The sequence below is a fragment of the Brevibacillus brevis genome, assembly GCF_900637055.1.
GTDB classification, from domain to species: domain Bacteria; phylum Bacillota; class Bacilli; order Brevibacillales; family Brevibacillaceae; genus Brevibacillus; species Brevibacillus brevis.
In genome coordinates this window covers 2,808,655-2,831,022 of the sequence record NZ_LR134338.1, presented here as the reverse complement: position 1 = coordinate 2,831,022, position 22,368 = coordinate 2,808,655, and the positions used below count along the sequence as shown (strand labels likewise).

8 protein-coding genes are annotated in these 22,368 nt (G+C 53.6%); all 8 read right to left on the bottom strand.

The features are described from left to right. Window positions 1-2 precede the first annotated feature (2 nt). Genes EL268_RS13935 through EL268_RS13900 form a run of 8 tightly spaced genes read right to left on the bottom strand, consistent with a single transcriptional unit; the run spans window position 3 to window position 22,360 of the window. Window positions 3-3,878: an SDR family NAD(P)-dependent oxidoreductase gene (locus EL268_RS13935; protein WP_106657682.1), complete on the bottom strand. Its 3,876-nt coding sequence runs from the start codon at window positions 3,876-3,878 to the stop codon at window positions 3-5. 14 nt (window positions 3,879-3,892) lie between these two features. Then, on the bottom strand, window positions 3,893-5,158 hold the full coding sequence (gene fabD, locus EL268_RS13930; RefSeq protein WP_106657681.1) for an ACP S-malonyltransferase: 1,266 nt from the start codon (window positions 5,156-5,158) through the stop codon (window positions 3,893-3,895). Window positions 5,159-5,163: 5 nt separating this feature from the next. Continuing rightward, window positions 5,164-11,541 carry a non-ribosomal peptide synthetase gene (locus EL268_RS13925; protein WP_126435429.1) on the bottom strand — a complete coding sequence of 2,126 codons (6,378 nt, stop codon included), beginning with the start codon at window positions 11,539-11,541 and terminating at the stop codon, window positions 5,164-5,166. Between the two features lie 12 nt (window positions 11,542-11,553). Next, the gene (locus EL268_RS13920; protein WP_106656373.1) at window positions 11,554-16,542 is read right to left on the bottom strand and encodes an SDR family NAD(P)-dependent oxidoreductase; all 4,989 of its coding nucleotides are present in this window, start codon (window positions 16,540-16,542) and stop codon (window positions 11,554-11,556) included. Next, window positions 16,536-17,792 (bottom strand): ACP S-malonyltransferase, encoded by a 1,257-nt coding sequence (gene fabD / locus EL268_RS13915; protein ID WP_106656374.1) that lies wholly within the window; start codon window positions 17,790-17,792, stop codon window positions 16,536-16,538. The genes EL268_RS13920 and fabD (EL268_RS13915) overlap by 7 nt, the downstream gene beginning before the upstream one ends. Window positions 17,793-17,848: 56 nt before the next feature. Further along, window positions 17,849-18,985: an acyl-CoA dehydrogenase family protein gene (locus EL268_RS13910; RefSeq protein WP_106656375.1), complete on the bottom strand. Its 1,137-nt coding sequence runs from the start codon at window positions 18,983-18,985 to the stop codon at window positions 17,849-17,851. 15 nt (window positions 18,986-19,000) lie between these two features. Then, window positions 19,001-19,240 (bottom strand): acyl carrier protein, encoded by a 240-nt coding sequence (locus EL268_RS13905; RefSeq protein WP_106656376.1) that lies wholly within the window; start codon window positions 19,238-19,240, stop codon window positions 19,001-19,003. A 30-nt stretch (window positions 19,241-19,270) separates the two neighbouring features. Beyond that, window positions 19,271-22,360 carry a cyclic peptide export ABC transporter gene (locus tag EL268_RS13900; RefSeq protein ID WP_232030417.1) on the bottom strand — a complete coding sequence of 1,030 codons (3,090 nt, stop codon included), beginning with the start codon at window positions 22,358-22,360 and terminating at the stop codon, window positions 19,271-19,273. Window positions 22,361-22,368: the final 8 nt, after the last annotated feature.

The following is a 22,368-nucleotide window of genomic DNA, read 5'->3' as shown; positions in this document are numbered from 1 at the left end:
TCTTACGCTTTCCACTTGTCATCACCCACTAATTTAAAGAGTACGGACGCCTCATCCACTGACAGTTTCCCGTCCGACAAACGATCGAGCAGATCGTCCAAGTCCTCCTCGTTTATGGTGTCTAGAGAGACGTTAACCGGATGTTTCTGTTGATTTTCCAGATACTCGGCCATCAGCGCGATGCTCGGATAAGAGAAGATGTCGGTGATGTCAAATTGATTGGGAAATGAATCATCCAATGCTCGCAACAGATGGGTCGCGAGGATAGAGTTGCCCCCAAGGTCATAAAAGTTGTCGTACAGCGATATCTCCTCAACCTGAAGCAGACGCGACCAGATCGCGGCGAGTTGTTGCTCGATAGCAGAGAATTCTTGTTGGTCCCTACCGATAAGCACAACCGGCTTCACTTCCATCTCTCTGGCCTCTGCCGATACGTACGGCGCGACCTGTTGCTGGGCCGCCCGTTTTTCGATCACCACGCGGATCTCAGTGGACAGAAAAGGGGGGTCGACTTGAAGCAATTCGGTCATCTCGCCATATTTGAGCCCCCCAATTACCACGCGGCTCTCCTGTCCGTGCAAGATGTCGTTCAAAGCTAACAACGCTTCATCCGTGTACAGTTCATGGAAAGGCGAATCATTTTGCACATCGTAGTCGACAGCCATTCCTGTCTCTTTCCACATCGCCCAGTTCAAGCACTGTGTCCACAAACCGCGTCGGTTCCTGGCCTTTGCAAACGCATCCAGATAGGCGTTTGCCGCTGTGTAGTCCCCTTGACCGACCGCTGCCATGAGCGTAGAAACCGAGGAGAACAACATGAAAAAATCAGGCGAATCAGCGGCTGTCAGCTGATCGAGGATCAACGTACCCCGCACCTTCGGGGCAAGCACCTCGCGGAACGTTTGCTCCGATTTGCGGACAAGAAATCCGTTTCCTGCAACTCCGGCTGCATGCACGACACCACAGATGCGACCAGATGTCGCCCGCAGATCTGCGATCACAGACTTCATCTGTGCTTCGTCTGCAACGTCAGCCGCATAGAACCGCAGATTGGCTCCGTTCTGTTCAATCTCTATCAACCGTTCGAGCGCGTTGCGTAGTTTGCGCGAGGGCTTGCCTGCCAACAGTCGCTCCCACTCCGAACGTGCAGGCAACTCCGAACGGCTCACCAACGCAATCGTTACACGTTCCTGCTCTGACAGATATCTAGCCACTTCCAAAGCCATACCGCCGGTGCCGCCGGTGATCAGATAGGCCCCGCCTCGTTTAACTGGTGCCGGAGCATTCGGGCGAACAGCCAACGGACGCAAGACCTCCGTATAACGCTCTGTGCCGCGGATCGCCGTCAGATAAGGTCGATCCTTCACTCCAAGCCATGCCGCCACCTGAACCGGATCGCCAGTTTCGTCAAGATCGAGACAAGTGCAGGACAAATGCGGGTACTCATGGGAAACGACTTTCCCCAATCCAAAGAGAGGGGCCGCTTCAGGATACAAAGTGGACTCGCTCCCCGTCACTTCATAGACTTGCTGACCGAGCAACAAGATTTCAACAGGGTGTTTCCACTTGTGTTCAAGCGTCGCTTTGGTCAGGTGGAAGAGACTCCAAACTCCGCGCTGCTGGGCTTCTTCCAGCGCTTCAAGCGCAGTCGCTTGTGGATCGTTCCCGATCATACCGGCGTGCAGGATTGTCTCGATGCTCACGCCCTTTAGATCTCCAATCAAGCGGCTATAGTCCTCTTGAATGGGACGAATAGTGTACGCGTCGTTACCCGTATGTGCATACTCAGTTCCCATAGACACTTCCACAACGCGCACGGCCAACCTTTTTAACTCTGCCAGCATGCGCTCCGACCACAAGCTCCGTCCCTTCAAAAATAGGACCGCGCCTGTGAGAGGTGATAGAATCAACTCGTTCTGAACGCTCTGCCATCCGATGACATGAAACAGACTGGTCTCCGGTGGGTTGTCGATCCAGCAACGAGATTTCTCAAAGGGGTATACGGGCAAATGAACGACCCGTCCATGGGTATACAAAGCCTGCCAGGGCACCGATGCCCCCTGCACATACAAGTCCGCCAATCTGGACAACTGTGCGTATGTGGCGGCTTCCTTGTCCATGTCGGCCAATAAGGTGCGCGTTTGCTCCGTGAGAATTTGCAATTCACTATTGGTGCGGGCATGCGCCTCGCACTTGGCCCCCTCGACAGATGTCAACCTGTGCACACCGGCGTACACATCGGTCGGTAGACGGTCCACATCTTCGATACCGCACAACTTGTTTTCAAGATCATGAAGGTTCTCGAACACAATTGCGAGGCGATGACCGTAGTGCCCACGTCCTGTGTTCGCCGTGTAACAGAGATCAGCGGGCGTAAGGTCAATGGACTGTTTCAACCGCTCCCGGTAACGGTCTACCAGTTCCAACAACGCAGATTGGCTTTTGGCAGACAGGGTGAGCAAGTGCAGGCGAGAACCTTTCACCCTCTCCTTGACGACACGTGGCGCTTCCTCCAATACGACATGGCAGTTCGTTCCGCTCAGTCCGAATGAACTTACCCCAGCCCGGCGCGGTTGTCCGTTGTCCGTCTCCCACGGGCGTGTCTCGTCTACCACATAGAGAGGGGAGCTAATAAACGGAATCTTGCCGTTGGGTCGCTGGAAATGTAATGAGGCCGGCAACCTCTCGTGCTGTAAAGCAAGGGTGGTCTTAATCAACCCGGCGATACCTGCACAATTGCCGAGATGTCCGATGTTGGTTTTGACGGAACCGATCCCGCAAAACTGTTGCTCGGTTGTGTAGTGCGCAAACGCCTTGTGCAGTCCCTCCACTTCAATCGGATCGCCGAGCTGCGTTCCGCTACCGTGCGCTTCGATGTAGGTGAGTGTAGTCGGATCGATGCCAGCTGCTTTCCATGCTTCGAGCAAGACTTGCTCCTGTGCTTTCGCATTCGGAGCGGTCAGCCCCATCGAAGCACCGTCTTGGTTGATCGCACTTCCCTTGATCACCGCATAGATCGCATCCCCGTCTCGCAACGCTTGATCGAAAGGCTTCAGCAAGACGGCCGCTACTCCCTCCCCGTTGCCGGAGCCATTGGAGCGGTGATCGAACGACTTCGTTTTGTAGTCAGACGATTCGATGCCCATTTTTTCATGAGCGTCTGCCTGTAAGGGCAAGAGGTGAACTTCAATACCTCCTACCAAGGCGTTGTCACAATCCCCGTTCCGGATCGCTTGGCAGGCCAAGTGCACAGCCACCAGAGAGGACGAACAAGTCGTGTCGATGACCATAGAAGGACCTTTCAGATCGAGCAGGTACGACAGACGGCTCGCAATGATCGCCTTGCTATTTCCCGTGAAAGCTAGCGCCGAGGATTCAGGTTGTATTTCAAAGATGTAGCGCTTGTACGTGCGCTCGGTATCGAAGTCATTGCTAAATCCTAAGTACACTCCTGTCTTCGTGGAAGCCAGCCTGTCACCTCCGTATCCAGCATCCTCCAGTGCTTGCCAAGCGGTTTGCAGGAACAACCGCTGGCAAGGGTCCATCAGACTCGCTTCCGCATAAGAGAGCCCGAAAAATCGGTAATCAAAAGTATCCACATCCCTGAGAAAGCCACCTTTGATATACGTGATCTCTTGCGGGGGCACCCCTTGATGACGCAGGAGTGGCAAGGTGTCCTTGCGCCGAGATAAGGGGAATTCGCGTATGGAATCCATGCCCCCGGAGATGTTTTGCCAGAATTCTTCAACCGTTTCAGCATGAGGAAACCGAACTGCCATGCCGATAATGGCAATGTCCTTTTTGGAAACACTTTGGATATCGATATCCACTGGGTCATCACGGAATTCCATAATACGAAAATCAAGCAAATTATCCACAGGATCTCCCCCCACTACCTGATGACCAACTCGGAGGTGATGTCAAAGTCAGGGAACAAGTGACGGGAGTTAGTCTCCTCAAACAGCTGTCGAAACCGCTCCTTTTGTTCCTCGATCGGCGTGCCTTTGGTACGGAACACGGAGAGCAGCATGTCGAGCGCTGCTCTCTTTTGCTCAAGAGTCGGTTCCAGGCCGTTCTGTTCGATCTCCTGAAGCATCGTCTGAATGCGGCGGTAGGGTTCCACAACACCGGATTGATAAGCATCTACATCCCAGGTGGAATTACGTGTGCAAACAGCGATGGCTAAGCTTCTCGAGATCAGGCACGGGTACGCCAGAACGCCAGAGTCGAACAGTTCGTTCATGTTAGCGATATCTTCATCCTTATCAAAAGAGAAACTGTGCACATCCGCAAAGGTCTTGCGCATCATGTTGCGCAGAACCACACCTGGTCCCAATTCAATTACCACATTTACACCTTGGTTTTTCAGGAAGTGCATGGTCTGATTCCATTGGATCGGCCGGGTCATCTGCACGGTGAGCTTTTCCACGATGTTCTTCGCCCCTAAGTAAGGCAGAGCGTTCACGTTGGCAATCACTGGCGTGCTCAGGTCCGCGTACTGATGGTCGAGCAGTTCATGCTCCAATTGAAAAGCTGCTTCTTTCATTAAGGGACAATGGAACGGCGCGCTGACTTTCAGCCGAACGACACTGCCCCCCATCGAACGAAGACGCTGTTCCGCACGCTCAATCGCTGTAACATGGCCGGCAATGACAGTCTGTCTCGGCGTGTTGTAATTGGAAACCGTCACGCGCTCTTCCGGTGTATCAAGTTCGTGGCAGACCTCTTCCACTGTCAGCGGATCTAGGTCGGATATTGCCGACATCGTCCCGACGCCGACCGGGACTGCTTGTTGCATAAACAGTCCGCGCTTTTGCACGATGCCTACCGCATCGGCAAACGGAATCGCTCCGGCGCAGACCAGCGCCGTGATCTCACCCAGGCTGTGGCCAGCCAAAAAATGTGGACGCAGGCCAAATTCCTGCTCAAACACGCGATAGGCCGCTATGCTATGCGTTAAGATCGCCGGTTGCGTGAACTCTGTCTTTTGCAGTTCATCGGCTGGACCATGAAAACACATGTCGGACAGATGATACCCAAGCGCCTCGTCCGCTTCCTCGAACGTGCGCTTGGCAACCTCATACGCCTTGTACAATCCTTGGCCCATGCCGACGTATTGGGAGCCTTGTCCCGGGAATATGAATGCGATCTTCCTCATTCTGATCAGACCTCCGGTTTCATTTTTATCAGGATCGCTTGCAGTAATCTGACAAAGCCGCGAATCCATTCTTCAAGAGCGTTGCGTTGTAACAAGCCCCCATCATAGTCGCACACGAATTTTATCGTCCCACTGCTGTCCGCATGCCCGAGCGCGAAACCGAACCATTCTCCCAATCGCTCCCCGCTTCTGACCGAATCCTGGCGATAAAACAGCGGTGCCACTTGGCCTGCTTGATTTCGAAAGGCGAGGAGACGTACAGCATCCATCGCGATGTCGATGGAACTATCGTGCCGGGCCATTCGCACTTGCTGGAAAAATTCCGAGAAATCACGCACTTGACTGCGTTCGACAGATACTGGTCGCAGCACATCCCTCTCCTCCATGGCATAAAGCGTGATTGGCTGATCGTGAACAATCTCGCCGAATAAATACAAACCGGCGGTCAGCAGAATGTCTTCCAGATCAACCTTCTCTTGCAACGCGAGTTCCCGCAGACCCTCTGTCAGAGGAGCCGGAAGCGCGAATTGGAGAGCAGCCCCTTCACTCCTCGCCCCTCGAGCTTGGAAACGCTTCGGCAAGGTGATTGTCTTGATATTAATGACCGACTGCGTGTCCGATTGTTCCAGACGAACGGCCAGATTGCGGACTGTCGAGTGAGAGAACAGCTCCGCGATTGTCACACGGCCGGGATAGAGTTGTTCCAGCTTGACGTGGAACTGCACCAGGGAGATCGAACTCCCGCCAAGTTCGAAAAAGTTGTCATGGACGCCGATCGTCTCCACGCCCAACACAGATTGCCACAGCCTGACCAATTCCTTCTCAGTCTTGCTCTCAGCCTCTTGGTAGGGCACACCCAACGCCTCCCGCGTCAAAAGCGGCGCAGGCAATGCCTTTCGATCTATTTTTCCGTTTGGCAGCAGCGGATAAGAATCGAGGCGGACAAAAGCGTTGGGCAGCATATAGTCCGGCAGAAGCAGGGCAAGATGCCCACGCAGTTCGAATACGGGCAGTTCTTCTGGGGCTAGATAATACGCGACAAGGAGCTTCTCGCCGGACTCTGATGGAACAGCGGCCGCTATCGGTTTTTGCAGCCCTTCCACACTTGCCAAGGCATGCTCGATCTCGCCGAGTTCGACGCGGTGTCCCCGAATCTTGACCTGTTGATCGAGACGGCCCAGATAGAGGATTTCACCGTTCGTACGCCAAAGGGCAAGATCGCCTGTCTTGTACAGTCGGCGCTCTGGGTCGAGCGGGTGCTGGATGAACTTCTCCTGTGTCAGATCCTCTCGGTTGTGATACCCGCGCGCGAGCCCGTCCCCTGCGATGCACAGTTCCCCAATCGCATCAAACATCTGAATCTCCCCGTTGCTGTCAAGCAATAGAATCTCTGTGTTGGCGATTGGTTCGCCAAGTGTTACCTCTTCCGCATGTGTCAGATCTACCGTCATCGACCAGACTGTGGTCTCCGTTGGCCCATACATGTTATGCAAGCGTGCCTTCGTGCAAGTTCGCAGCGATTTGATCAGATCCATGTGAAACGGCTCTCCGCCGATCAAAATCTCACTCAGTCCCGCGAGTCCTGCCCGACCGATCTCGTCGCCGAGCAACAGCTGGATCCTCGACGGAGTCGTCTGGAATATGTCTGCCTGGCTAGCCGCCAATAAGCGACCAAGCGCTGCAGGATCAGCCTGTTCCTTTTCAGTAGCTAACACGACGCGCATCCCGTTCATCAACGGCAGGAGCGTTTCCAACACAAATATGTCGAAGGAGACAGTCGTCACCGAAACGAACGTATTGCCCGGCCTGAAATCGATCCGCTCTACCATCCCCAACAGTAAGTTGACCACGTTGCGATGCTCCAACAGCACTCCCTTGGGTCGGCCGGTCGAACCAGAGGTGTAGATGCAATAAGCCAGATCCTTCTCACCGATGGTTGCCCCGAGATTGGGGCTCTCCCCCTCATACAAAGAGGAATTTTCAAGATTGATCCACTTGCCTGTATAAGTTCCTACTCCCAAGAGTGTCTCCGTAGACAGCAACAGTTGTGTACCGCTGTCCTCGATCATATGCCGGATGCGCTCTTGCGGATAAGTTGGGTCGATCGGAAGATAAGCGCCGCCCGTTTTCAAGATCGCCAACAGCCCGATGATCAATTCTACTGTGCGGCCGCACATCAGCCCGACGATGTTACCTGGGCCAACGCCGCTCTCCTGCAAGCGCCGAGCCAGTTGATTGGCACGACGATTCAGTTCCCCGTAGGTCAGTTCTTGATCCCTTGCAGCAAGAGCGGGCTCTGTTGGACGGTATGCCGCCTGGGATTCGAACCGCTCATGAATCGTTCCGGGCGGCACGACCCTCGCCATCCGGGCAGCGCGTTGGCATAAATAATCTAGCTGGTCTGGCAACAACAGATCAGACTTCTTCATAGGCCGCTCGGGTGTTTCGATAATCGCGTGCAGAGCACGCTCGTATATAGCTAAAAGTCGCTCCGCCACCGCCTTTGGATAGGCGCGCTCAGCAGTTGTCAGCACAATTGAGAGCTGTTCCTCTGCGAATACACAGGTGAAATCCAGATCTGAGTTGGTACGTTCGAAGTTGTTAATGTCGATGACTCCATGTGCCAGCTGCTTGGCATCGATTCGGCGTAACACATGAAAATCCACGTAGTTAAAGAAATTGTCAAACAAGGAACTGCTTTCAAACGTTGTTTTTCCGATTACTTGCTGGATGTGCTGCAGCGAAACCCGCCCATACTGCTGGATCTCCGTCAGCTTCCGATTCATGTCGTCCAACAAGTCAAGCCAAGTGATCTCCTTCTCCACACGTACGCGCACTGGCACGGTATTCAGGAAACACCCGAGAATCTGTTCGCCGTCTGCGCACAGGGGACGGTTGTTAACCACGAGACCGACAAGGAAATCTCCTTCCCGCGCCATGCTGTTCATCATAGCCGTGTAGGCGGAGAAGCAGACCGCCTTTATGGTCGTTTTGTGCTCGGCGGCGAACTGGCGCAGCATTACGCCCGTATCTGATCCAAAGGTCAGCGTCGTCTTGATAAACGCCTGATCTAAAATCGCCGAGTTCTGTGCTGTCAAAACCTCTAAGCGCTTGCAGTCATCCAGTTCACGCCGCCAATAGGTGGCGATGTCCTCTCCCTGCTTCAACATCGCTTGTTCGATCAGCAGTTCCTTGTAGCTATAGGCGAGCGGTTCGACCTGAATTTCTCCCTGCTTTCCGGCAAAATAGAGCGCGGATAGTTCCGTGATAACCAAGGCATTGCTCCAACCGTCCAACAGGGCATGATGGTAAAACCACCCGATCGAATAATTGCACTGATCCAGACAGAACAGCCTCATCCGCCACGGACTTGCTGCTACCCCGTTTTGGAAAAACGGCCGTTTCCGGTCTTCTTCCATCGCTCGGAAAATCGCCGCTTCCTGTTGCTCTTTATTCATTCCAACCAATGAGATTAGTTCGTAGTCAAGCGTTCCCCTCTCTCGCACGATCTGCACAGGAGCCGTAAAATCCTGAAGGTTGAATTCCGTTCTGAGTATCGGATGCTTGTCCACAAGCGCAGTCAGAGCAGTGAGAAAAGCATCCTCATTAAATGTTTTGTCCTCAAATTGATAGACAAACTGATCGTGATAGGCATACAGGTCAGGTCGGCTTAAGGAGTGATAAATCATCCCTTGCTGAATATCGCTTAACGGATAATAATCTTCCACCCCGTGCGTCAGCCACGACGGATCGTTTGCCTGCTCTACCAACTGGGATTTCCAGCTTTCCATTTCCTGTATCACTGCTGCCCGGCGACCATCCTCTACCCGCCGCTCCTTAGCTTGCAGGAAAGCCGCCAACTCTCGGATCGTGGGATGTTGATAAAACTCGATTAACTGCAACTCGATTTTCCATTCACGGTTGATGGATGTGATCACCCGGATCGACTTGATCGAATCGCCGCCGATGTCAAAATAGCGATCATCGATCCCAATCCGCTCTAATACCAACGCCTTTTGCCAGATGGTGACCAGTTTCGCCTCCGTCTCATTGCGGGGAGCCTCATACTTAGTCTCCCGCTGCAGATGCCCCCTCGGGTCCGGTAGTCGCTTGCGGTCGAGCTTGCCATTTGGCGTGAGCGGCATCTCCGCCAATTCCACAAAGTACCCCGGTACCATATACCCCGGCATCCGCTCCGTCAGCGCCTGCCGGATGTCTCCTGCTGTCAGATCGCCCTGTTTCGTGTAATAAGCACACAGGTCTTTGATTCCTGGCTCGACTTCTCGGGCGGCCACCACTGCTTCCTGGATCCCTGTCACTTTAACCAGCGCCGCCTCGATCTCCCCGAGCTCGATGCGGTATCCACGCACTTTTACCTGATGATCCAATCGACCGAGGTATTCGATTTCCCCGTTCGGGAGCCAGCGTGCCAGATCTCCCGTCTTGTACATTTTCGTCCCCGGACGAAACGGATTGTCTACAAACTTTTCCCTCGTCAGTTCCGGCCTGTTCCAATACCCGCGCGCCAGTCCCGCCCCAGCGATGCACAGTTCCCCCGGCACCCCGATCGGTTGCAGGTGTTGCTGTTCGTCAATCACATACAGCTCGATGTTGTCGATCGGTTTCCCGATTGGCACGCTCATCAGATCGGCATCGCCCGTGCAGTCGTGAAACGACACGTCCACCGTCGCTTCCGTTGGTCCGTACAGGTTGACCAGTTCCGTCTGTGATAGCAACCGCTTGCATCGGTGCGCTTGCGGCACCTGCAGCGCTTCCCCGCTGATGAACACGCGGCGAAGACTGCTAAGCTGCTTTTCGCTCTCAGTGCTCTCCACCGCTTCCAGAAACAGATGCAACATTGACGGCACAAAGTGCATCACCGTCACGCCCCAACGCTCTACGGCCTCGACGATCGCCTGCGGATTTTTCTCCTCTCCTGGCCCTAAAAATGCTGCCGAAGCCCCCGTCATCCCCCACCAGAACAGCTCCCAGACCGAAACGTCAAAACTGAACGGGGTTTTCTGCAAGATCACATCCTGCTCTGTCAGGGGATAACGTTTTTGCATCCATTGCAGGCGGTTGATCACGGCATGATGCTCGATCATCACGCCCTTGGGCTGACCGGTTGAGCCGGAAGTGTAGATCACATACGCCAAATGACGGGGGCCCGATGTCACGCCCAGGATACTCTCGCCCTGGTACCAGCATTCATCTTCCAAATCCAGTGTCTCACCCGCAAAAGGCAGATCCACTAAAGCGCCCTTGACTAGCAAGAGTCTGGCTTGACTGTCTTGCAACAGATAGGCGATCCGCTCCTTGGGATATCCGGGATCGATTGGAAGGTAAGCCCCTCCCGCCTTCAAGATCGCCAAAATCCCGATGATCATCTCCGGCGAGCGGTCCGTCATGATGCCGACCGGTTGATCCGGCCCCACCCCTTTGGTACGCAAGACACGGGCTAATTGCCCTGCTTTCTCGTTAAGCTCTCCGTAGCAAAGCGTCTGCGTGTCAAAAATGGCCGCTGGAGCATCCGGATAGGCCCTGGCCATTTTTTCAAACAGCCCGTGCACCGTCTCCTCCTGGTCATACGCCACCGCTGTCGAGTTGAACTGATTCAGGGTCAGATTCGTCTCCTCTTCGTCAATCAACTGCAAATCTGCCAACCGCCTATCAGGCTGGAACAACGCAATTCGCAACAAACGCTCCAGATGCACCATCCACCGCTCTACGGCATCCGCTGTGTACAGGCTGGCATCGAAGCGTACCATCAGTTGCAATTCCTCATCTTTCCCTTGCACGATAAACTGCGCATGAGTCTCACCTGGCTGAACAATGTTACTGTCGTGGATTTGATCGTGCAACACCAGTGTTCGCACCAGTACTTGTTCATCCTCCGTCCTTAGCCCGGCTAGTTGCAGTGCTTGCCGGATCGGGAAGTTCTGATAGCGGTTGGCTTCGGTTACCGTATCTTTCGTACTCAACACCAGATCCCGAAACGTGCCGCACTCTTCAAGAGAAGTGCGCAACAACAGCAAGTGATTGAGATGACGGCCGTCCTTACTCTCTTGCCGAAACACGGGCATGCCGACTACGACCTCTTGGCTGCGAGAATACTTGGCCAGCAGGACGTTCACAGCAGCCAAGATGAGCACATACAGGGAATAGGTAGAGCCCCTGCTCATCTGCAACAGCCGGGTTACGAGATCCGGCGCGACTGGAAAAACACATTCGTGTGAGGCTTTTTCCGGCGCATCTCCCCGTGGAAGGTCGGCAGGAAATGCACTGAGTACAAGATCGCCTTGCAATTGCAGTTTCCAATACTCGTATTCAGCGTCCAGTTTGCCATTGGCCACTGCGAGATTGTATGTAATTGTATCCGACATTCTGCACTCTCCCTAAAAACTAAAGTCGATCTCCTCGGTTAACACATTTTGCAGGGACACAGCACCACTTGCCATTTCCAACTGTCGGATCGGTCTTAGGGGGTCCTCTGCGATCTGTTTCAGAAGATGCCCAAAGTCTTCCGACATCCGCTCGATCGTCTTGGGATGAAACAAGGCCGTCGCGTATTCGATCACGAGGACTAACCGCTCCATCTCCAGCGTCGCCTCCAGCGTCAGGTCCACTTTTGCCACTCTATGCCCCATCGGTTGCGACTCGATATACAACGGCAATTCGGACAGTGCTACTTTGTTTTCATTGTGCATGACAAACATCGCGTCAAAAAGCGGATTGCGACTCAAATCCTTGCCGAGAGCCAGATCGGCAACCAGCTTCTCAAACGGATATTCCTGATGCTCGTATACGCGAAGAGCATTCTCCTTCACTTCCTGGAGGAATTCCGCAAAGGGGAGTTCACCCATGGGTCGGTTGCGATAAACGAGCGTGTTGGCAAACATCCCGATCAACGGCTCGGTCTGCACATGCGTCCGTCCGGCTGACGGCGAACCGATCACGATATCCTCTTGATTAGCGTACTTGGCCAACAGCACGTTGAAAGCAGCCAACAGCAACATGAACATCGACGTGTTCGTTTGTGTCGACCATTCCTTAAGAGAAGCCAGCACGTCTCCCCCTACAAAAAACAAGTGCGTGTCGCCGTCCAGGCTCTGCACCGCCGGCCGAGGATAATCCGCAGGGAGAAGGAGCAGTGGCGGTTCCGGTGAGAACTGCTCCTGCCAAAACGTCTGGTGCGATGCGAGGGCTTCGCCTGACAACTGCTCATTTTGCCAGTTCGCAAAGTCCTTATATTGAATGGACAAGGCAGGCAATTCATGCCCCCCGTAAAGCGCGAAAAATTCTTCGGTCAAGATGCCTATGGAGAAACCGTCAGCGATGATGTGGTGCATGTCGAGCAACATCACATGCGTTTCATTGCTAACCTGCAACAGCGTCACCCTCCAAAGTGGAGCAGTTTTCAAATCGAACGAACGAACGCTCTCCTCCAGAACTTGGTTTACCTCCGTCTCCGACACTTGCAGATGATTGATTGGCACCTCGATCCCGGTCAGCACCTGTTGCATCGGCACGCCGTCAACTACCAAAAATCGTGTGCGCAGAGTCTCATGGCGATCCATGATCGTCTGAAATGCCTCCGTAAATCGCTCGCGGTTCAATGTGCCTTTTATCCGTAATGCTACGGTCACGTTGTACGCCGTCTGCTCCGGCTGCATTTGATTCAGAATAAACAGGCGGTGCTGTGCTGACGAAAGCGGATAAGCATCCGCCTGCAATATGGGCTCGATGCGGTGATGCGCGGTGCCCCAACCACTAGCGGCTTTCTCTTTAAGAAAACGCGCCAGATCCGCGATGGTCAGATGTCCAAGGAACTCGACCATCGACAAAGACAGTCCGAAGGATACCTGAATTGCGTTGACCATCTTCGCGGCGAAGATCGAATCCCCTCCAAGCTCATAATACGAGTCGTAGAGCCCGACCTCCCGCACGCCCAGCGTCTGTTTCCAAATGTTTGCCAGTTGCCATTCATGCTCGTTGTATTCACCCGAGTCCCGCCCAGTCAACACAACTGGCTCCTCATCAACCGCGCTAATTTTCTCCCTGGTTTCGCTGGCATTTATAGCAGTTTCCACCAACTGCTCGACCTGAGCCAGCAATGGGGGACTGAGAATTATCGGAAAGCGGGGCTGATCCATAAGCGGTTTGATCTTTCTTAACTCACGGAAATTGAATGCACCGATCAGAACTTGGGTCAAGCGACTGTTCAAAGCGATATCGAACGCGTCCAGCGCTTCCTGAGTCCAAAGCGGATGAAACATGTGCTCTTGATCGACCACCCCGTGCTCCACTCCCATACCGGTCTCGCGCCACACTGCCCAGTTGATCGTTAGCGTCCGCGCTCCGCGCTTGGTGCGCGCCGGGGCAAGCGCGTCCAGATAAGCGTTTGCAGCCGCATATTCACCTTGTCCGAATCCTCCTGTTAGTGAAGTCATCGCTGAGAAAAGGACAAAAAAGTCCAACGGCTCTTCCTCCGTCAATTTCTCCAAAACCTGAGTGCCTTGAATCTTCGGTCGCAGCACGCGCTTGAACGTTTCCTCCTCTTTGGCATAGAGCATTCCAGCACTGGGTACCCCAGCCGCATGAACGATGCCGTTCAACCCACCCCATCGGCTACGCAGATCTTCGATCACCCTGAGCATAGCGGTTTCGTCCCCGCAGTCGGCAGCATAGAGTAACACGTTTGAACCGGCAGCTTGGATCTCGCGAATCGCTGCCCGCTGTGATTCCGTCCGGCCGGGATCACGGCTGACCAGTGCCAAGCGCACCGGCTGTTTCGTTGCGAGATGCTTGGCGATCTCCAATCCCATCCCACCAGTGCCGCCGGTGATCAAATACGTCCCGAATGGGCGGATTTTCACTTCCTGATGTCCTATGATCTCCGATGTCGCTTCGACGATCTGTTGGACATAGCGCCGACTGTTCCGATACGCTGCCAGATAGGGCGGTTCGGTATCATTTAGCTCTCGAAGCAAATCGTTCACGCATATTGATTTGTCCAAATCCAGAGCGCGCACGAGCAGTTGCGGGTGCTCTACGGCAATGGTTTTGCCCAGAGCGAACACGGCTGAATAGATGGGATGCAGATCCGTTTCCTTCCCATCTACTTCATGGACGGTCGGCGCGGCGAGCACAAGTTCCAGTTTGTCCCCCCATTTCTGGCTGGCGAACAATCGGACGTATCTGAACAGGCTCTCCACCGGATCGAACTCCCCTGGTTCTGAGGCCAATGCTGACATATCGAGAACCCGCGCGAACGTGCCGTCTGGAAAATCAGCTGCTTGCTCCAGCGCCACCGCTGTTTCGTAAGCCAGCCCCGCCTCCGTGCATACGTTCAAAAGCTCGTGCGCTAATGGGTTGCTCCCGCTTCCGGTGACGATAAGTGTTTTGCCCCAATGCCTTTCCGAATAGGCATGAGGGGCCGCTTCTACCCACTGGATCGTTGAAAACATTCTGCTTCCGGCTACGGGGTAAATCTCCAACCAACAGCGCGTCCGATCGAACGCATATTGGGGCAAAGGGATCCGCCGTTTGTCCTCGATGGTATACAACGCCTCCCAGTCAATCTCCGCTCCGCAGGCATAGAGGTTCCCCAGTGACGTCAGCGCACTCCAATCCGCATCTCTTTGCACCAACTGATTCGCTTGCTCACGCAGTACTAGCAAATCTTTCTGAGTCACGTCCCCTGCTTCGTGTTCCCTCTTATGGTCGGGAACAACCCTGTGAACTTGGCAGAAGACTCCTTTTTGAGACGGGACCAATCCATTCTCCAACAACCGCGCGATTTTAGACCTTAGATCGCTCACACTGTCTGTCACGATTGCTACCCGAAAGGGAAAGTGACCACGTCCCGTTTGTACCGTATAGCAGACAGCTCCAAGGCTCGCCTTCGTCTTTATGGTGAGCTCGCGTTCATACGAGCGCAACAGGGCGGCCAGCGCCGTGCGACTGTTCGCTGAGGCGGTAAACAAGCGCGGGACTTCACGATAAGTCAGCTCAAGTTGCGGTGCTTCTTCCAGTACCACGTGACAATTCGTTCCAGACAGCCCAAACGAGCTCACTCCGCAACGACGAGGCGTTCCGTCCGTCTCCCACGGCTCCAACTCATCCTGCACATAGACAGGGGAGTGAGTAAAAGGGATTTTGCGGTTGGGTCGCTGAAAGTGAATCGACGGCGGCAGCTCACGGCGATTCAATGCGAGCACCGCCTTGATGAACCCGGCGATTCCGGATGCCGCGTCGAGATGGCCGAGGTTGGGCTTGATCGAGCCAATTCCACAAAATTGACTTTGGTCTGTATACCGACGAAACGCCATCGTCACTCCTTCGATCTCGATCGGGTCCCCCAGCTCTGTTCCCGTGCCGTGGGCCTCGATATAGCGGATCGATTCCGGATGGATGCCCGCTGACTGCCACGCACGTTCCAGCACATTGGCCTGAGCCCGTGCGTTCGGCACCGTGATACCGTTGGTCGTCCCATCCTGATTGACGGCGCTCCCCTTAATCACGGCATAGACGTGATCACCGTCAGCGAGCGCTTGACGCAAAGGCTTAAGCAACACTGCCGCTACGCCTTCTCCGTCAGCCGTGCCAGTTGCCTGATCATCAAAAGTCCTCGCCCGGCCGTCCTGCGACTTGCCGATCTTGTCCTCATGTTCGAGTGACAACAAGCGGATATTCACGCCGCCGGCCAACGCCATGTCGCAATCCCCCGTCTTCAAGGCTTGGCAAGCCAGATGCAATGCAACCAAGGAGGAGGAGCAAGCCGTATTTACGATCAGGCTGGGCCCGCTCAAATCGAGCGCATAGGAGATACGGCTCGCAGCCATCGAAGTTAAATTGCCGGGCAGTGCTGTCTTCAACGCATCCGGCTGCACATCCCGGATATATTGGAAATAGTTTTCAATGGTGTTAGGATTTAGCCCCAAATAGACGCCGGTCACCGATCCTGCCGAGCGTTTCCCCACATATCCTGCATCTTCCAATGCTCGCCACGCACATTGCGTAAACAGACGCTGGACCGGGTCCATCAGGCTGGCCTCCAAGGGGGAGAGTTTGAAAAACCTGTGGTCAAAGCGGTCGATCTCGTCCAGATAAGCAGCAGGGGAAAACTCCACCTCTGCTGGGTCGTTTCCCTTATGCAGGAGATAGTTTTCGATGTCACGCCGTCTCCCGGTAGGCATCCCACCAATCAGGTCGCGGCCTGTGCGCAGATGATCCCAGAACGCCTCCAGCGTCTTGGCTTGCGGAAAATCAATCGCAACGCCGATCACCGCTACATCGCTGACTGCCGGCTCTTCGATCTCCTCGACGATTTCTCGATCCTCGATAGGCACATCTTTCAGAGACAGACCTTGGAAGGTCAACATGCAGTCTCCTCCTTTGAGAAGATGTCAGACAACCGTTCAGTCATCCCTGTATCGGAAAGCACCTTTTCGATGCGCCGCTTTTCTTCCTCCTCAGGAACCCCTTTGGTACGCATGATTTGAGAGAGCCACTCTAGCGCTTGGCGCATCTCAACCTCTGAGGGAAACCTGCGGGCAGCTTCCAACTCGCCTTGCAACCGTTCCAGTTGATCGTACGTCACGATGACGCCTTGTCGGTAAGCGTCTGCATCCTTGTTACGATTGCGTGTCGCTACAGCCATCGCCAAGCAACGAGTCACTACAGTTGGCACGTGCGGGTCAAACGCCGGTGCTGCAAGCCGTTCGCGTAGTTGGAGACGGTCTTCCCTCTGTCCATACGACATGGCTTCTATCGTTGTATTAGCCGTGACAAGATTGGTGAGCACTGCTTGCGGCCCCATCTCCACGACTAACTCCACTCCCTGCTCTTGCAAAAAGTCGATGGTCTTTGTCCACTGCACCGTGTCGGTCAACTGACGCGTGAGATAGGGGACGATACGTTCGGCCCCTTCGTATGGGCGACCGGTGACATTCGCGATCACTGCGTATTGTAACGGCCTAAACGACAATTTGTTCAATTCCGCCTCCAATTCCGTAGCAGCATGTGCCATCAGCGGACTGTGGAAGGGCGGAGTCGTCAACAACGGCGTGACTTGCATACTCTGCTCCAGAAAATAATCCTCTACTCTCTGCACGCCCGCCGCGTGCCCTGAGATAACGAACTGGTCACGGCCATTGTCACAGGCGAGTGCGATAGCCTCCTTCTCTGTCGAAAAAAGCCGGCATGCCTCGGAGACCTGCTCTTTCATGACGCCGTTGAGCACAGACATCGCGCCGCTCCGCACCGATGCGGCCAGCAGACTGCGCTTGCGAACCAACCGAATCGCATCAGCAAACGGCAATGCCCCCGCGCAGGTCAACGCCGAGTATTCGCCAAGGCTGTGCCCTGCCAGAAATGCTGGCTCGATTCCGATCTCTTCCAAATACACGCGAAAGGCAGCAACACTGACCGTCAGGATGGCTGGCAGCATATGTTCATGGCGATTCAATTCTCGCACTCCGCCTTCAAAGCAGATCTTCGTTATGTCATAGCCAAGGGCGTCATTTGCTTCAGCGAAGGTCAGCTTGGCCGCATTGAACTCTTCCCACAAAGCCTTTCCCATCCCGATATACTGAGATCCTTGACCTGGAAACAGAAACGCAAGTTTATACATTGAGAGGCACCCCTTTGGAAAAGTTACGGGTTTGATCTTTCAGAATACCGTCCGGATTACAAGAACTCCTGGTATGCGTGATCGGCGATAATCATCTCGTGCATTTGTGTCGAACCCTCGATTATCTCCATCACTTTACAATCGCGATAATGACGCTGCGCTGTCGACGCTTGGCTGCAACCGATGGCTCCGTGCATCTGCACCGCATCGCTGGTCAACTTGGGTAACATCGTCGAGGCAAAATACTTGGCTGTCCACATCTCTGCCAGCGACCGCGGATCTCCTTGCCCCTTTAACCGGGTAGCCCGCTCGCACAGCAGACGAGCTGCTTTCACCTGCGTGACCATTTCAGTGATCATCTTCTGGATCAGTTGGTGCTTGCGGAGAGGTACCCCGAACTGCTCACGGCTGGCCGTATAACGTACCGACTCCTCGATACAGGCTTGTCCGATTCCAACGCACCCCCATGCGATGGTAAAACGGCCATAGTCCAGACACGTTGTTGCCACATAGGTGATACCAAAACCGGGTAGCCCCAGCAGATTGGCCTGGGGGATCGCGCAGTCGATCATCGTCAGCTCCGCTATCATCGAAGCGCGGGTCCCCAACATACCGCTAACCGGATAAGTTGCAAATCCGGGCGTATGGCGCTCGACGAGAAAAGCGGTCGGTTTGCCTTCATGCTGCGCGAAGATCAGAAACAAATCGGCCAGCTGTCCATAGGTGATCCACTTCTTGTTACCATTAAGAACATACTGATCTCCTCGTAACTCCGCAGTCGTCCGGATGCTCTTCGCATCGCTTCCGGCAAATGGCTCGGTGAGGCCGAACGCGCCGACCAACTCACCACTCGCCAATCTAGGCAGCCACGTTTCCTTCTGCTCCTTCGTCCCGAAGCGAGTGATGGCTACACACACCATTCCGTGCACAGTTAGCAAGGAACGAATGGAGGAACAGCCTCGTCCGATCTCCTCATGCAAAAGTCCAAGCGACATCGCATCAAGACCAAGTCCACCCCACTCCTTCGGAACGGCCGCACCAAGATAGCCCTGCTCGGCCAATTTTCGGATAATATCGTTGGGGGTCTCTTCGCGCACATCCCATTCGTTCGCATTTGGTGTGATATGCTCATCCACAAAAGCTCGGCAAGAGGCGTAAAACGCCTCTTGCCCTTGTACAAATTCAAGATTCACGTGTATCCGTCTCCTCTATACCGCTTGCTTGGTTCTGATCAAGTCCAGGATTGCGTTGATACTGCGGAAATTGTCCAAATGAATATCTTGATTCTCAAGTTCAATTCCTAACTCCGTCTCGATGAACATCACCAGTTGCATAGCGAACAGCGAATTCACAAAACCAAGGGCGAATATATCATCGTCATCCTGCAAATCGGGTTTGCGGAAAAATCGATGTAAAAACTGTTTGAGCTGTTCTTTCGTCTGTTCCATGAATGATACCTCGCTTCCGTCTCGTATTTGTTACAGGGACACCAGAGGGTTCTGCCCCGCATACTCGACCACCCTGCCCATTTCCAGCTTGATATGCTGGTCAGCCATGTGAAAGTAGCGGTCGTCGTGCGTGATGGCGATTACACACTTGCCCTGTTCTTTGAGCCTGGGCAGAATCTCATCATAGAAATGCCGGCGGTACTCTGGATCTTGATCGGCTGCCCATTCATCAAACAGGCAAATCGGACGATCTTCCAGATAGGAAAGCAACAGAGCCAGACGCTTTTTCTGACCAGTTGACAAGGATGTCGTCGTAAAACGACCGTCCACTACAGCGACTTTTTCCGACAATTCCAATTGGCTGAGCAGTTCCTCAATCTTGGCCTCTTGTCCCTTAACGTAGATCCCGTATAAGCGATCAAACAGGTAATAATCGCTAAATATCGCTGAGAAATACTGACTTAGTTGCTCCGAAGATAAGCTCTCACCGTTGACGAGCACGAAGCCTTCCTGTGGGACGTACAGGCCCGTGAGCAGCTTGGCTAACGTCGTTTTGCCACTGCCATTGCCTCCCGTAAGGAATGTGATGCTTCCGGAGCGGAAGGTCAAGTCAATCGGTCCGACGCCGAACGCAGAACCGTCGGTCGCCGCATACTTGTACGATACCCCCCGCATGACCAGTTCTACTGGCTCCTGGCCGTTCGGAATATACAAGTCTTCATCATTCGGTGCATTCAGATTGGCTATCTCCTCGCTCAGTTCCTGAATCCGTTTCCAGGAAATGCGAATCTGCACGAATGTTGGATAGGACATCAGGATTCCATTGACTGGACCTGTCATATAGAGAAAGACAAACACAAACACTTGCAGGGTTCCCGCCTGAATATGGGGGAAGATCAATGGAAACAAAAAAGCCACAAACCCGATCACGACCGTGAACAACAATTCCCCGATCACCGTGACACTGGCAAATCGAACGTCTCCTTCCGTCCGTTTCCATCTATAAGCGTCACAACTCTTTTCCATCTGATCGCGAAAGCTCAGGTTACGGTGATGGTTAAGGCGCAACTCCTTAAACCCCTTAATCAGGTCGTTCATAAGACGGAAAAAGGTCGTTTGGATGTCGCGTGTCTCCTCCCACAGCTTCTCCGCCTTGTTGCCCATATAAAAATACAATCCGGCGGCGAGCGCGATTACGGCCATGGAGATAAAAAGCGCATATCCGTTCAGCAACCCTAGATAGAGAAAGCAACAAATCAGTGTAACCAGAGAAGTGAGGCCGCCGACCAGCACATTCATAGATCGAGAGACGACTTCGGTATCGTTATTGAGCACAGCGTGCATACGCCCGTCCGCGATGGCTTCCATCTTATAAAATGGTGTTCGCAAAATTTTTTGAATCATGTCCGTTCGTTTTTCATACACGAGATTATTGGTCATCGTCACGAGTTTTGTGCGAATGTACCGCTGCCCGCATACGTACATGATGATCCCAAGCACGAAGTAAAACAGCAACCCATTCGTCAAGTTGTCCTGATTGCCGAAAGTTTGGTTGATCACGAAGATGATAAACGCGTTACCAAAACCACTGACAATCCCGAGAAGGATCAATGCCGGATAGAGTTTTTCCATACTTTTTGGAAAAAACAGGATCAACAAGTGATACAAAAAGAACTGCACGCCTACTGCGATCATCGCCAAGACAGCCGGAAGCAGCGATTGAGGGCCCCAGACGCTCACTTCGCCCCATGGCAATCGCTCGAACAAGATATTTGGCAACCAATAAAAACCAAGGAGAAACAACCCGAGGAAAACACCGGATAAAAGTGCTCCCCTAACTTCCTTGCCTCGAAAGCCTGTAAACTTGCGCACGCCGCTCCCAATCTCCCGAACTGCTCGGATTTGAAAAACTAGCAGAGCGAGTGCCGTCGGTACCATTACAGCGAGAACGAGTGTTGCAATTTTGTCTACTTGGTCGAGTTGATCTTTTTGGGGTTTGACCAGCTCACGATCCTGAATCAGATCAAGTAGGCTTCGGGCGATATATTCGGTATAATCAGAATTCATGTTAGCGAGAACGGCTATTCCGATCTTGTCACCGGGACGGAGCACCATGAATGAAGAAAAGGCCGGATTCTCGCCTCCATGTGACAATTCGCCACTCCCACGCTGGAAGACCGACCAGCCTGCCGCATACGATGATCCGTTGCTAGACGGTGGCACAGTCGTGTCGGGGGCATGCGAGCGACGGATTAACTCCTCACCGAACCCGTTGATCTTTTTCGTGCCGAGCTGGATTTTCATCCATTCCGCCACATCCTGCATGGACGCGCTTATATAACCTGCAGGTACATTTCCCCTATATCGGGGCGCCTCATAGGCAAGTGGATATGTAAAACCCATCTTATATCCAGCAGAGAGCCCGTTACGAACGGCATCCTCATAATTGGCATAAGTATGATCGAGTCCAAGTGGCTGCAGGACATTTCGCTGCATGTACTCCTCATAGGGTATTCCACTCACCGTCTGAATCACCAAACCAAGAATATCGTAATTGGCTGTTGCATACTCGAATCGCTCGCCAAGCCGGGTTCCTTTGGCAGGCTTGAGTTCTATACCGCTCAGTTTCCGTACCCACTGCTCCAGAGCATCGTCTGAAGACGAGCGCGGAATGAGCCCGACGGTCTCCGGCGGAAGTCCAGACTTATGGTACAACAGCTGTTCCAGCGTTATTTCAACAGGCTGTCCACCAAGCGTTACCGTAAACCAAGGCAGGTACTTGCTAACCGGATCCTTTAACTTCAACCGGCCCTGTTGTTCCAATTGCAACACAGCCAGTGCGGTGTACGCCTTCGTGTTCGAACCGAGCTCAAACACCGTCTCGCGGGTGACAGGGCGCTGTTTCTCCAGATCGCTGTACCCAAAACCGCGCTCATATACGACCCGATCTCCATTTACAATTACCACAGCTAGGCCAGGGATTTTGCTTGCGTCCATCTGTTCATAGATGAATGTTTCGATCTTATCCGGAGCATTCGTTACTGCCATTGCAGTAGGAAGTAGTGGGCTACTCGCGATTAGGATAGTCAAGAGCAGGAGACACAATCGCAGCAGATTCATATAAAAGC